Source organism: Paraburkholderia caffeinilytica (assembly GCF_051027425.1).
Classification (GTDB): Bacteria; Pseudomonadota; Gammaproteobacteria; order Burkholderiales; family Burkholderiaceae; genus Paraburkholderia; species Paraburkholderia caffeinilytica_A.
In genome coordinates, this window is sequence record NZ_CP186552.1 from 2421416 (window position 1) to 2435087 (window position 13672).

Sequence of the window (13672 nt, forward strand, 5' to 3'; positions counted from 1 at the left end):
ACGCTGAGGTTCAGCGCCGTTAGGTCATGACGATGATGGCCTTGCCTTTTGTGCGCCGACCAGATTCCAGATCGCTAATGAGCGCGATGGCGTCGTCTAGCTTCTCGGTGCGACCGATCGAAATTTTTAGCTTTCCGCCATCCGCGAGGTCCGCGATCTTCTGCAGGATTTCCGTGTCCGGACTGCCGAAGACAAACTTGTGTCGCAACGAAAACAGAGTGCGCATCAACTTATAGAACGAGGGGTTGGTATCGACCACGACGCCGCGGCGTTTGATCAGCGCATCCCCCTCGCCGGGAGAAAGACTGCCGTTGCAATCGAACACAATGTCGAATTTCCGAGTCAGGTCAGCCGGGATTTCCAAGGTGTAGTCCAGAACCGAATCGATCCCGAGTGTTTTCGCATCGGCGAGCGCGCCCGGTCCGACGCGTCCGGTTACTGATGCACCGAACGCTTTGGCGATGCACACCGCAGCCTGTCCGACTCCACCATACGCCCCGTTGACAAACACGGTCTGTCCAGCCTTCAGGCGCCCCTTTTTGACAAGCGCTCGCCATGCGGTTACGCCGACCGCGGGCAACGTTGCCGCTTCCTCATGAGTGAGAGACGTCGGTTTTTTGACGGCCAGTTTTTCTTTCGTAATGAGCTTTTCTGCAAAAGCTCCGGACGGCTTCACCGGAACCGTGCCGCATACTTCGTCGCCTGCGCAAAAGCGCTTCACCCCAGCGCCGACGCTTTCCACGACGCCCGAAAAGTCAGTGCCCATCGCGCGCGGGAGCCGCCGCCCGGTCATGAATTTCATGGCGCCTTGCCGGATTTTCCAGTCGGCTGGATTAACGGAACTGGCTTTGACCCGCACTACGATCTCGTCGCTGGCTGGAGCCGGTAGCTCATAAGTTTCCAACTGCATCTCTTCGGGGCCACCGTAGCGGTGATACTGAATTCTTTTCATGGACGCCTCTGTATTAACGATTGTGACATGGCATCTCACCCAGCTTTCACCGCGGCGGCCTCGGCCAGCGCGGCCTCGATAGCGCGCTGCCGGGACTCGGCACCATAATTGACGCCTTCCGCACGAATGAACTCGATGTCCGCCACGCCGATAAACCTGAAGAAACCAGTCAGGTAGCTTTCCTGATGATCGAGTACCGCCATCGGTGACTGTCCGCTGTAAAAGCCACCGCGCGACGAAGCAACTATGATCCGCTTGCCACCACAGAGACCCTCCACGGCGGTTTCCGTGTAGCGGAAAGTCTTTCCGGGCACAGCGAGGCAGTCAATCCAGGATTTCAGCTGGCTCGGGATGCCGAAGTTGTACATCGGCGCGCCGATCACAACGATCTCGGCCGCAAGGAATTCGTCGAGTACCGACTGGATTGCAGCGAAGTCGTGCTGAAGTGTCAGCCTGGCAGCGTGATCGCCTCGCGCGTCGGTTACGTCGAGCTGCACCGAACCGGCGTTAAGGGCTCCGCTTTGGGATAGCGCTTCCAGCTTGAGATTCTGGAGTGCCGTCGAATGCTGCGGCACCGGAACCGCGGCAAGATCCCGATAGTTGACTTCAACCAGCGGGTTAGCCTGCTTCAGCTGGCTAACAATATGGGCCGAAATCTGCCGGCTGATGGACTGAGTGCCCGAGATGCTGGAATCGATGTGCAGGAGTTGCATGCTTACTTCCCCGAAACTGTGTGGACAAAGGTGACCGCTGTCGCGGTCAACAGGAACTTTCTGTTCGCAGGAACAATTTGTTCGTTACGCCATGGTACAGTTCGCAAAAGTTCGCACAAGGAGGCACTTTTTTGAGCGATACGCACACTTTTGTTCGCACAATCGATGCGTCCCACGATGAATGCCGGGCGGTCGCCGACACCCTCGCCCGCATCGGCGACAAATGGACGGTGATGGTGGTCGGCGCCCTGTCACAGGGGCCGATGCGTTATAACCAAATCGGTCGAGTAGTTGAGGGAATCTCGCAACGCATGCTCACGCTGACCCTTAAAGGCCTGGAACAGGACGGGCTTGTCGAACGGACGATGTATCCGACCATTCCGCCGCGTGTGGACTACGAGCTAACGGAACTTGGACGGATGTTGATCGTGCCGCTGCAGGCGCTGTACGACTGGGCGCTCGAGCATCGGCCGGCCATGTTGGCCGCACGGGAAAAATTCGCGGAGAGGGAATTGCAGGCCGCGTCGCGCCCCGCAAGCATCAGCACATCCAAATAACGATTTGCCAGCGTGAGCGTATGGCGACAGTCGACAAAGGGGCTACGGTATTTCCGGGAGGCCGTGTTCGCTCGCCGGGCCAGCCACGGATACACGCAGCTTCAAACAACGCAGCGTCGCTGTCCAATGCGACGCGATCCGATCAGGATGGCCACCTATCCTCCTACCACTCGTTCGCTGCACACCGAGTAAAACCCTGTCACAGTTTCTCGGGCGCAATCGAGACGCGGCTGCTATCCGCGTGGATGTTATTGAACCGCTTTAACGCTTCATGCGGCAGCGGCCGGGACCGAGCGCCATTGGTGATCCACTGGAACGAAGCTCTCCAGCCTGAGTACTTCAACAGCGTGCTATGGCGAATATGGCAAGCGACACCGCCCGATTTGACCGCTGCAGGGAAAAGCGGGCAGGCTCACCGTACAGGCTACAGGACCGGCATGCCGAGAAGTTCACGCACATCTCGTCCCGGGTCCGCGTCCGCCCCGAACGAAAAGTCACCCTGCTGTTGGCGTCTCGCGATCTGCTGCATCAGGAAGCGATAGCGCGTTCCAGCGCCGTCGAAACGCGAGTGCAGATCGCGCCGGTCCGCCGGTTCGGCGTAACGGGCGCTTTGCGGCCCTACCATGATGTTGTCCTGCGGGCCGACGATATAAGCAGCACGCGGCATCAGGATTCGAAACGGTCCCGGTGCGGCAGTAGTATTCATAGCAAAGTTGAGCCGGCAGCGGTCCTGCGATTCCGGTACGCACGGATGAAACAGCGGCACATGGAAGCCCGGTGTATAGCGACCGTATGCAAGTGCCACGGAATTGCGCACATGGACGTGAATGACCGCCCGAACGTCCTGGTACTTCGCCCTCACACCGCCGACCCAACGCATGATGGGCGCAACGGATTTGCTCTTGCAGTGGCGAATCATCGTCACCGTCTCGGAAGTAGACTGCACTTCGATCCGGTCGTCCTCGGAGTATTCGTCGCCGACCACGTTCGCGTGCAGAAAGTCGGCGTGTGTGAGGTCGAGCAGGTTCTCGAGCGATAACGCAGAGCAGCAGTCAAAGCGCAGCGTGCCACGGGTGTACCAGGGCAGGCCACCCTCACGCGGCAGAAACGGAACGTCTGGCACGAGCGATTCGTCGGCCTTCTCGGGGTTTCCGTACCACACCCAGACATAGCCATAGCGCTCCATGACCGGGTAATCGCCTGTCCCCATCGTGAACGCGGTCGAAGGAAGCCGCTTCGCCGCCGCAATGTCGGGCCGGTGTTCAGATGCATGCAGATCGCCTTTGGCGCGCCACAGGTAGTACGGCTGGGAGTGAACCTGACGTCTGGAAACGGACTCATGAACGTCGGTCACATGCGCCACCGGAAACCATGCATCGCGCAACTGCAGAACACCGGGGACCCAGTCTTGCACGGCGGGACGTTCCACCGCACGACTGGTTAGGGAAAGCTCCTCGGATAGCGTGGTGGTAGTCATGCGCAGCACCTATATTATTTCACGCAGCGCCCGCGGCACCCGACGACGGGAGCGCAGCAGCCAGGGGGGCCCAATCGCGGGAACAGCCGATTGCAAGTGTCGACAGCGCGGTGCCGTCGATGTTGTTTAGCAACGTCAGAGGCGACCGGCCGAGGCGGGATCGGAGCCGCAACAGTGTCGTGCGGGCACCGCGTGCCTTGACGGCAATGCCACCACGCCAGTGAACCGCCGTTGTCCCGCGAGCCGCTGGAGCGGTTGCAAGCGTCGCCCACAGCACAAGTTGCTCCGTGTTCGAACGAAGCTCGACTGTCGTTGTCGTGCCGCCCGGCGTTGTCGCCAGTTGCAGCGAGAACGGATAGTCGGTCACGAAGCGATGGTTCACCCTGCGGCGCGACGGTACGACGCCGCGCTCCATCGTGACGCGGCCGCTGCGCAACCTTGGGTCGCGCGTCACGTAGTTCGTGACGCGCAGGCCGGCGATACTCATCAGCAGATGCGGCGCATCGGCGAGCGCAGCGACGTAATCTTCATGGTGCAGGCTAACGATTGCCGAGCCGAAGAACGGATGTGCGCAATGTTCCGGCGCGCGCTCGACGACGGTCGAAGCCTCGAACCCGGCAGCATCGCCAGCTCGCACGAATACGAAACCATCGCGTTCGATGACCTGCCACGTCCGCGCGCCATAGCGTGCCGGCACCCGTTCGGTATCCGACAGATTCGGAATCGCCGTACACGCACCCGTCTCTCCTTCGTATGTCCAACCATGATAGCCGCACTGCAAGCGGCCTTCCGGCGTCATGCGGCCCAGCGACAGCGGCGCGCGGCGATGCGGGCAACGGTCCTCCAGCGCGCGGGCCGTTCCGGTCCTGTCGCGGAACAGCACGACTGGCTCTCCCACGCACATCCGACCGATCGGCTTCTCGCCGGACACCTGCTCCGATAGCGCCAGCGGCCACCAGCGCCCGCGAGCACTGTGGTCCCAAAAGCGCATCGGCAACACGACTGCTTCGTTCGACGTATTCATACGGTTCTTCCTGGCGAAGGACCTCTCTTCCCGATCACGCACGATGCGATGGATTCGTTGGGTGGTCCCAGATGATGCGACACAACGAGGACTTCATTCTGCGGCCATATTTTGTCAGCCGTCAAATAAACGTCCGTAGGTGTTTGCCATGAGATACTGCTTACCCGCGCCCTTGTTTCTTGCGTTCATGAAAGACACCCAAGCCGCTCATCCCGAAACCATCGCACCTGCGCGCCGCAAGCGCGGTCGCCCAGCCGCCAGCGCCGATCCGGTCGCGCCCGACGAGCATCTGCTCGCGCTGGCCATTAAGGCGTTCGCGGAGATCGGCTACGAAGGCGCGTCGATCCGGGATCTGAGCCGGCGCCTGAAGGTGAGTCACAACCTGATTCCGTCGCGGTTCGGCTCAAAAGAAAACCTGTGGCGCCGCGCCGTTGATTTCGGCATCGCCGAATCGATGTCGGCGATGAATGAGATTTTCGACGCGCAATACGAAACCGACGCGGATCGTCTACGCGACCTGGTGTTGCGTTTCATCGACTGGGCGGCGGCCAATCCCGATTCGATCAGCCTGGTCAATACCGAAGCGCGCTGCGAGTCCTGGCGGCTCGACTACCTGTACAACGCATACGTAAGTCCGTTTCACCTGCAACTGGATCGTCTGCTGGCGCGCATCGCACGAAAACGGCACGTGCGCCCGATCTCCAGCGCTACTTTCATGGTGCTGCTGGTCCAGGGCGTCGGCAACTTCCTTGCGTTGGGTCCACTGATGCGACGGCTCGCGCCCGAAGGTCGGCGCACGCCCGCGGATGCAAAACGCGACGCGGCCACGATTGCAAACGTGCTGCTCAGCACCGTGCTCGGCGAGGAGAACATGCCGGTCCGTGAAGTCCGCGCACACAGGCGCGAGCAGCGTAGGTCAACGTGACCCGCCTGAGCCATGCCGTGACGCGCGCGCCGCGAATCCGGCCGCGGCCCGTTCAGGTCTGCCGGTTTGGCAGGCGCACCTTCAGTCCGTCGATCTCGTTGGCAATCTCGATCTGACAGCCCAGGCGGCTAGCAGGCGAGCGCGGCTCGACCGTCGCCTCCAGCATCGCGTCCTCCATATCACCGAGTGGAGCAAGCCGGCTCGCCCACGGCTCATCGACGAAGATATGGCAGGTCGCACATGAACATGCTCCGCCGCATTCTCCTGCGATCCCCGGCACACCGTGATTGATAGCGGCCTGCATCAGGCTTACGCCCACAGACTCCTCGATACTCGTACAGGTGCCGTCGGCCCCGACGAAGGTGATTTTTGGCATGCTCGACAATTGCTCCAGAGGGTTAGCTTCCCAAGCTATTCGTACCGTCCTGCCAGTGACAGGCAAGCGAGATTCAGACTGGCGACGCTGCCTGGTCGATCATTCCGTCCCACATTTTTTTCAGGCGCGCCGGCAAATCCGGCGATCGTCCCGATGGCGGCATGACCAGCAGCGAAAGCCGCACGCGCAGGACCAGTTCGGCGAGTATTGCCGGGTCGCCCGTAATTCCCAACAACGCATCGACGTCGCGCAGATAAGGTCCGAGCGCTTCGCCGATCTGCTCCGCATAGAGCGGAAGTGACCGTGCGAAGAAATCGAACACGAACGTCGGCTCCATCTCGAGCAGTCGCGCGAGTTCAGTGTGCGCTTCCTGCTCGACCAGGATCGCGAGGACACCATTCTTACGCTCTTCGGGATCGTCACTTCGTTCCATCAAAGCGCTGACGGACGCCCCCAGGCGATGGCGTTCACGCGCGCCGAGTCCTTCGAGCAACGCTTCTTTGGTCGAGAAGTATCGATAGAGCGTGCCGCGCGCCACCCCAGCGACACGGCAGACGTCACTCAGCGACAAACGCAGCAATCCGCGCCGGCCGATCGCCTCGACGGTCGCATCGAGAATCCTGTCGACACTTTCCTCACGCCCGAATGAACGCAGGCGCCGCTCACTCGCCCTTGTGTTCCGCTTGGGCGGCGTTGCGACGCGCCCATCCGTTCTCTTCACACCCGACGCCCGCGCCATTGAATGCCTTGTCTTTCCAGAACCGTTGATCTCCACCGACACCAGTCCCAAGCTACAGGCAACCACCCATAGCGCCTTCTCGACAGTCGTCGGGGTCCCGTCCAATTCTTGAACAAATAATACAATAATAATACTTTTTGTCTATTAACTGGAAAGCACCGGTAAGTCGCCATGAATTCACAAGGTATAGAGCAGGGTTTACTTGCACTTGTCAAAATGAACATATAAACACTATTCTGTTCAATATGTGCATACACGCCAATGTAGCGACAAGCACAAAAACAGGAGACACCGTATGCGACCTTCGCCATCCTCGCCCGTGCCGTTGCAGCTCACGGTGATCGTCGACCGCGCCGCGTGCTGCGGCTACGGCGTATGCGCCGAAATTTGCCCCAGCGTTTACAAGCTCGATGACAACGGTATCGTCTATGTCGAGAGCGATCTTGTGCCGGCGGGTCTGGAGAAAGCCGCAAAGGAAGCTGCAGCCGCATGTCCGCAGGGTGCGATCGCGACGGAAGAAAAGACCGGCGCACAACGCTGAATCTCGCAGCGGCGATAGCAAATGGAATGGACGATGGCTGAACTCTCTTCTTTCGACACAACCGAATTCCGCAAAACGCTCGCCACTTTCGTGACAGGCGTGACGATCATCACGACCTGCACCGAAAGCGGCGAACGCGTCGGACTGACGGCCAATAGCTTCAATACGGTTTCGCTGTCGCCCCCGCTGGTGCTATGGAGTCTGGCGAAAACGTCACGCAATATCGACGCTTTCAGTCGGGCCGGACACTGGGCCGTCCACATTCTCGCTGCCGACCAGCAGGACCTGTCCAATCGCTTCGCAAAGAGCGGCCACGACAAATTCGCCGGCGTGGAAACTGATGCGGGCACAGGCGGTGTGCCGCTGTTGCGTGGCTGTGCGTCGCGTCTGCAATGCAGGACATCGTTTCGCTACGACGGCGGCGACCATCTGATCCTTGTCGGCGAGGTGCTCGACTTCGACCGCAGCGAGCATCCGCCGCTCGTCTTCCATGGCGGCAGCTACGGTCTGGCGTTGAAAAACCTGAAGTTGCCGCCACGCGACACGGACGAAACGTCGGCAGAAGGACCGGCGAGCTTCAAGGAAGACTTCCTCGACTATCTGCTACCGCGTGCCCACTATCAGATCTATTCACGCATTCGGGCCGCTCATGCGTCTCATGGACTGTCGGATTCGGAGTTCTTCGTGCTCAGCAGTCTCGTCGCGCAGGACGGACGAACGCTCAGCGAGATCGACGCGATGTTTTCAGTCACCGGGCATTGCGTCACGTCCGACACCGTCCAGTCACTAGCCGGGCGACACCTGGTCCATTACACGACACCGGCCACCGACGCGATGGCAGCCCGCCTCACGCTGACGCCTGAAGGGCGCGAAACGACGCTGCGGGTCATGGCCGCCGCGAAGGCAATCGAGGCGGAAATCTTTGCACAGCTCGGCTACTGGGAATCGGTTTGCCTGAAGCTGTTACTCAGGCAGGTAGTCGCTATGACCGATATCGGGCTGCCTGCGATGTGGGCCGCGCCAGCCTGATATCCGGACCGCCAGATGGTAAACCAGCACTCTGCTTCAGACCGACAACCGATGGAAACCGGAAGGGCGCACTAGACGGAATAGTCGGGATCGTTACCGGTTCGGGCGGATGCATCGGGCGCGACCGCAGGCACCGTCGAAATCACCGAAGCGAGACGAACCATGTAGACGACTGTCAGCACCTGACACGCTATCAAAGCAAGCCGGCAAACATTCATACACTGGAGTCCACGACGTCATGAAAGTACTCGAGAAAAAGATTGCGGTCATCACCGGAGCAGGCTCCGGCATTGGGGAAGCCACTGCGCACCGGTTAGCCGAAGAAGGTGCGGCGGTGGTCATCGCCGATCTCGACGGCGAAGCCGCACACCGGGTTGCCGTTGCGATTGCCGCGCGTGACGGACAGGCCATCGCCATACGCACCGACATCGCCGATGAGGCGCAAATTCGCGCCATGACCGAGGCAGCACGTCAAAGGTTCGGCGGCATCGATCTGCTGTTCAACAATGCCGCGGTGACATCGGCGGCGCACTTCGCGCGCGACCTCGACGTGATCCAGATGGATGTCGAAACCTGGGACCGGACAATGAACATCAACGTGCGTGGCGCAATGCTGTGCTGCAAGTATGCGATCCCGCAGATGCTGGAGCGCGGCGGTGGTGCTGTCATCAACATGGCCTCGGGTCTCGGCCTGTTCGGGGATCTCACGCGCACGGCATACGGAACTTCGAAAGCGGCGCTGATCGGCCTGACACGTTTCATTGCGACGCAGTACGGCAAGCAGGGCGTGCGCGCCAATACGATCGCTGCCGGACTGATCGGCACCGACGCGGTCAAGACAAATCTCAGCCGGCAGGAACTCGATTTTCTACTCGAGCATCAACTGAGCCCGTCGCTCGGCGAACCCAGCGATATCGCCGCGACGGTCGTGTTTCTCGCGTCCGACGCGGGACGCTTTATCACTGGCCAGACCATTCCCGTCGACGGCGGCTTTTCGGCGCACGTCCCTCAATACGCGGACGTTGCACGCATGATCGCCCAGTCCTCTGCTGCGTAAGCACTACTCGACTACCTATCGACGATCCATCGACCCATCGACGAACGATGAAAGACAATCTCTTCTCCATCCACGGCAAGATAGCGCTCGTGACCGGCGCGACGAGCGGCATCGGCCTGATGATCGCGCGCGGTTTTGTCGAGCACGGCGCGCACGTGTACGTGGTCGCGCGCAACCAGACGGCCTGTGCGCAGGTCGCAGCCGACCTGGGCGGCACAGGCCGCTGTATCGCGTTGCCGGCCGATCTGTCATCCGCCGCCGACCGTTCGCGGATTGCCGACACCGTGATGAGCCGCCATTCGCGGCTCGACATCCTCGTCAACAATGCTGGTGCGCTCGCCGACGAATCCATCGACACGTTTTCGGAAGAAAGCTGGGACGCCGTAATGGGGCTGAACCTGAAGGCGGTCTTCTTTCTGACGCAAAAGCTGCTGCCGGCACTACGCAACGGAGCAAGCGCCGACGCGCCCGCGCGGATAATTAACGTGGGCTCGATCGGCGGACTGCGGATTTCCGGACGCGAAAACTATTCTTACGTGGCGTCCAAGGCCGGTCTGCATCACCTGACGCGAGCACTCGCGCGCCGTCTCGGCGCTGAGCACGTCAACGTCAATGCGATCGCGCCCGGCCCGTTTCCATCGAAGCTCACCGAAGGCGTGCCGGACTCGGTCAAGCAGGCCGTGTGCGAACGCATTCCGTGCGGGCGCTTCGGGGAACCCGACGACGTCGCCGGCACGGCCATCTACCTCGCATCCCGCGCATCCGCCTACGTAACCGGCGCCGTGCTGCCGCTTGACGGCGGCAGTGTCGGTGCGACCTAGAACACCTGATGTGCCTGATACGCTCTTTCCCAGAGGCACGGCTTGCCAGGACTCAAGCTGCAACAGAACAGGAGTAGCCATGGCCGAATCGAAAAAAGTCATCATCACGTGCGCCATCACCGGCGCGATCCATACGCCGTCGATGTCACCGCATCTGCCCGTCACACCGGCTGAGATTGCCACTGCGGCGATCGCAGCGGCGCAAGCCGGCGCGGCGATCGTGCATCTACATGCGCGCGATCCGAAAGATGGCCGGCCGGATCAGCGGCCAGAAGCCTTCGCACCGTTCCTGTCGACGATCAAGGCGGGCTGCGACGCGATCGTCAACCTGACGACCGGTGGTTCGCCGTACATGCCCGTCCACGAGCGTATCAAGCCTGCCATTGTATTCAAGCCCGAAGTCGCCTCGATGAACATGGGCTCGATGAACTTCGGCCTCTTTCCGATGCTGCAACGTTTCACCGAGTTCAAACACGACTGGGAACGACCCTATCTGGAGAACAGTAAGGACCTGATCTTCCGCAACACTTATCGCGACATCGAATACGCGTTGCGCGAACTGTCGGCGAGCGGCACGCGCTACGAGTTCGAATGTTATGACACTGCGCATCTGTACAACCTTGCACACTTCGTCGATCTCGGCCTCGTCAAGCCGCCCTTCTTCGTGCAGACCGTCTTCGGCATACTCGGCGGCATCGGTGCGCATCCCGACGACGTGATGCATATGAAGCGCACCGCCGACAGACTGTTCGGCACCGACTATCGGTGGTCGGTGCTGGGTGCCGGACGCAACCAGATGCCGATCGCCGCGATGGCCGCCTCGATGGGGGGCAATCTGCGCGTCGGTCTCGAGGACAGTCTGTGGATCGGCAAGGGCAAGCTGGCAAGTTCGAATGCCGAGCAGGTCGAAAAGGCAAAGGAGTTATTGCGTGGTCTGGGACTCGAACCCGCTACACCGGAGGAAGCACGCGAGATCTTGTGCCTGAAGGGTGCGGCTAACGTCGAGTTCTGAAACGCGAGGCGTACACCGTCTGCTCCCCTCACGCATCCGTAATGAAGGGAGCCGCTCCGCAACTCATCGTTGCGGAGCGAACACGACGTTCAATGGCCTGAACGAGCGCGTGAACATTCCCTGGAAACGAGGCGGTTCCGCAGCGGGATCGAGCCGCAGATCCGGTAGTCGGTCCAGCAGAGCATTCAGCGCCAACCGCATTTCCGCGCGCGCGAGTTGCGCGCCCGCGCAACTGCGCGGTCCGACATTGAACGCGAGGTGGTCGCGCACCGCCGGTCGATCGAGATCGACATGAGCCGGACACGCAGAATAATGCGCCGGGTCGCGGTTAGCCGCCGCGTTGATCGTAAAGATAACCTGATCCTTGCGGACCGGCATGCCGCCCAGTTCGATGTCCTCGTTTGCGACACGATAGCGGTACTGGACAGAACCCCAGACCCGCATCACTTCCTCAATAAAGCTCGTCAGCGCCTCGCCACGGTCTCCGCTAACCCGTTCGAATACCGCACGCTCCGTGAGCAACACATAGATTGCGTTCGACAACGCATGAACCGTCGTGTCGCTGCCGGCCAAATACAGTTCGCGGCAGGTGGCCAGCACGTCCTCCTCGGTTGCATCTGCCAACACTTCGGGGGCTTCCGCCCAGAGCCGGCTGATCAGATCGTTGGTCGGATTGTCACGCCGACTACGCACATACGGCAGCAAGATCGCATTGAGTTGGTGCGACGCATCGAGCGCGCGCTGGGTCGCGTCCTCGCCGAGAAAGTGCCGGCCACCTGCCCAGACCATGATGTCGTCGTGAAGCCGCATGACCCGGTGCAAGAACGCGTCGTCGAGTGCATCCATCCCGAACAGCGACATGAACGCCCTGCAAGGCAGTTGCAACGCGAGCTCGCTGAACAGTTCTGCGCTGCCCCGCTGCACAAAGCGATCGATCAGAAACTTTGTGACGGGGCGAATGTGATGCTCAGTGTAGACAGCAATATTCGCCGGCTTGAACAATTGCACCACATAGCGATGCATCCGGTCATGCTCCGCACCTTGCAAGACCGTGACGTTGCGCCGGCCGCCCTTCACTTCGATCATTGTGGCGTCCGCGTCAGCATATGGATGGCGGAAGTGCCCTTCATCGGAAAGGACCTGTTTGCACAGATCGTACGACAGTACGAGCCAGCCTTTCATCCGCTCGTCCCACAGCACTGGAGTGCGTTCGCGCATCGCGTCATAGAACGTATGGGGATCGGTATCGCTCGTCGAGAGCAGCGACGGTAAGTCATTCGCGTTCATCATTGAGTTCCTTGATGGTTAGCTCGACTGGCTCGTTCAAACAGGGTGCGATCAAGGTCCCAGTCGGTCACAATCGCATCGACGTCGGCACCTGCCGGGCGAGGTCCACGCGGCAGGCCGGCCGGCGTACGGCTGAAGCGCGGCGCCGGCGCATTTTGGGCAACTCCATCGACCTCGACGAAGGTTTCGCGGGCCACGTTGTGAGGATGCTGAAGCGCCTCCTGCAGACTCAACACCGGCGTGACACAAACATCTGCACCTTCGAACACGCGACACCATTCGTCGCGTGGCCGGGTAACGAAGATCGCCGCGAGTTCGGCTTTCAGCTCGGGCCAGTCGTGTTCGATGTTGCGCGCAGTATGCGACGGATAACCCGCTGACATGAAGCGCTCGGTGTCCACCCCGAGCCGCTCGAGAAACGCCGCATAGAACTGCGGCTCGATTGGCGCGACAGACAGAAACTTGCCGTCCTGGGTTTGATAGGTGTCGTAGTAGTGAGCGCCTCCGCCAAGGAAATTGCGGCCCACGCCATCAATGAATTTTCCGTCCGCGCGATAGCCAAAAAACATGCCGAGAAACGAAGCCGCCCCATCGAGCATCGCCGCGTCGACCACCTGCCCAAGTCCCGAAACACGAGCCTCCAGCAACGCGCACGTTACGCCGTAGGCTAGCAGCAGACCGCCGCCGCCGAAGTCACCGATCACATTGAGCGGCACCGCCGGCTTGCCGCCCGTCGGTCCGATCTGATTGAGCAACCCGCTGATGCCGATGTAATTCAGGTCATGCCCCGCACGCTGCGAGAGCGGCCCTTGCTGTCCCCATCCGGTCATGCGCGCATAGACGAGCCTCGCGTTACGCTCCAGACAGATCTCCGGACCGATGCCAAGCCGCTCGGCAACACCCGGGCGAAACGCTTCGATCAGCACTTCGGCCTTGTCGATCAGCGCGAGCGCGCTCGCAACGCCCTCCGGCTGCTTCAGGTCGAGCGCAATCGAGCGCCGGTTGCGCAACAGCGGCGAAGTGTCCGGCGTGTGTTGGTCACCGTCTGGGCGGTCGATGCGCACCACGTCAGCGCCCATATCAGCCAGCATCATCGCGCCATAAGGTGCCGCGCCCAACCCCGCAATCTCGACGACACGAACTCCGTGCAACGGACCCATGA

General features: G+C 60.9%; 15 protein-coding genes. 7 read left to right on the forward strand and 8 right to left on the reverse strand.

Translation table 11 applies throughout. The annotated features are described in order from the left end of the window. Positions 1-19 precede the first annotated feature (19 nt). The gene (locus tag ACOSV0_RS10560) at positions 20-952 is read right to left on the reverse strand and encodes an NAD(P)-dependent alcohol dehydrogenase (RefSeq protein WP_434106126.1); all 933 of its coding nucleotides are present in this window, start codon (positions 950-952) and stop codon (positions 20-22) included. A 35-nt stretch (positions 953-987) separates the two neighbouring features. Beyond that, entirely contained in the window at positions 988-1665 is a 678-nt protein-coding gene (locus ACOSV0_RS10565) for an FMN-dependent NADH-azoreductase (RefSeq protein ID WP_434106127.1), read from the reverse strand. 131 nt (positions 1666-1796) lie between these two features. On the opposite strand from ACOSV0_RS10565, the gene ACOSV0_RS10570 reads away from it, so the two are divergent. Next, positions 1797-2222 carry a winged helix-turn-helix transcriptional regulator gene (locus ACOSV0_RS10570; RefSeq protein ID WP_434106128.1) on the forward strand — a complete coding sequence of 142 codons (426 nt, stop codon included), beginning with the start codon at positions 1797-1799 and terminating at the stop codon, positions 2220-2222. Positions 2223-2646: 424 nt separating this feature from the next. On the opposite strand, the gene ACOSV0_RS10575 is transcribed toward ACOSV0_RS10570, so the two are convergent. Then, positions 2647-3699, reverse strand: coding sequence for an oxygenase (locus ACOSV0_RS10575; protein ID WP_434106130.1), 1053 nt, complete (start codon positions 3697-3699; stop codon positions 2647-2649). A 19-nt stretch (positions 3700-3718) separates the two neighbouring features. Beyond that, entirely contained in the window at positions 3719-4723 is a 1005-nt protein-coding gene (locus ACOSV0_RS10580) for a Rieske 2Fe-2S domain-containing protein (RefSeq protein ID WP_434106132.1), read from the reverse strand. 187 nt (positions 4724-4910) lie between these two features. On the opposite strand from ACOSV0_RS10580, the gene ACOSV0_RS10585 reads away from it, so the two are divergent. Next, complete coding sequence (locus tag ACOSV0_RS10585; protein WP_434106134.1) at positions 4911-5648, forward strand: TetR/AcrR family transcriptional regulator; 738 nt, start codon at positions 4911-4913, stop codon at positions 5646-5648. A 52-nt stretch (positions 5649-5700) separates the two neighbouring features. On the opposite strand, the gene ACOSV0_RS10590 is transcribed toward ACOSV0_RS10585, so the two are convergent. After that, positions 5701-6024, reverse strand: a complete 324-nt coding sequence (locus tag ACOSV0_RS10590) for a 2Fe-2S iron-sulfur cluster-binding protein (RefSeq protein ID WP_434106136.1) — start codon at positions 6022-6024, stop codon at positions 5701-5703. Positions 6025-6097: 73 nt separating this feature from the next. Then, positions 6098-6745 carry a TetR/AcrR family transcriptional regulator gene (locus ACOSV0_RS10595; RefSeq protein WP_434106137.1) on the reverse strand — a complete coding sequence of 216 codons (648 nt, stop codon included), beginning with the start codon at positions 6743-6745 and terminating at the stop codon, positions 6098-6100. 313 nt (positions 6746-7058) lie between these two features. Between ACOSV0_RS10595 and ACOSV0_RS10600 the strand changes: the two genes are divergently transcribed. The 5 genes from ACOSV0_RS10600 to ACOSV0_RS10620 all read left to right on the forward strand — a co-directional run bounded on the left by ACOSV0_RS10600 (position 7059) and on the right by ACOSV0_RS10620 (position 11223). After that, positions 7059-7304, forward strand: coding sequence for a ferredoxin (locus tag ACOSV0_RS10600; protein ID WP_175171798.1), 246 nt, complete (start codon positions 7059-7061; stop codon positions 7302-7304). 33 nt (positions 7305-7337) lie between these two features. Next, on the forward strand, positions 7338-8333 hold the full coding sequence (locus ACOSV0_RS10605) for a flavin reductase (protein WP_115782990.1): 996 nt from the start codon (positions 7338-7340) through the stop codon (positions 8331-8333). A gap of 238 nt (positions 8334-8571) precedes the next feature. Continuing rightward, a complete protein-coding gene (locus tag ACOSV0_RS10610) occupies positions 8572-9390 on the forward strand; it encodes an SDR family NAD(P)-dependent oxidoreductase (protein WP_115782989.1) in 819 nt (272 codons plus the stop codon). A gap of 47 nt (positions 9391-9437) precedes the next feature. Next, positions 9438-10211, forward strand: coding sequence for an SDR family oxidoreductase (locus ACOSV0_RS10615; RefSeq protein ID WP_115782988.1), 774 nt, complete (start codon positions 9438-9440; stop codon positions 10209-10211). Positions 10212-10290: 79 nt separating this feature from the next. Beyond that, complete coding sequence (locus tag ACOSV0_RS10620; RefSeq protein ID WP_434106138.1) at positions 10291-11223, forward strand: 3-keto-5-aminohexanoate cleavage protein; 933 nt, start codon at positions 10291-10293, stop codon at positions 11221-11223. A gap of 63 nt (positions 11224-11286) precedes the next feature. Here ACOSV0_RS10620 and ACOSV0_RS10625 read toward each other — a convergent pair whose 3' ends face one another. After that, positions 11287-12513: a cytochrome P450 gene (locus ACOSV0_RS10625; RefSeq protein WP_115782986.1), complete on the reverse strand. Its 1227-nt coding sequence runs from the start codon at positions 12511-12513 to the stop codon at positions 11287-11289. Continuing rightward, positions 12510-13670, reverse strand: a complete 1161-nt coding sequence (locus ACOSV0_RS10630; protein ID WP_434106139.1) for a CaiB/BaiF CoA transferase family protein — start codon at positions 13668-13670, stop codon at positions 12510-12512. Before ACOSV0_RS10630 ends, ACOSV0_RS10625 begins: the two co-directional genes overlap by 4 nt. Between the last annotated feature and the right edge of the window lie 2 nt (positions 13671-13672).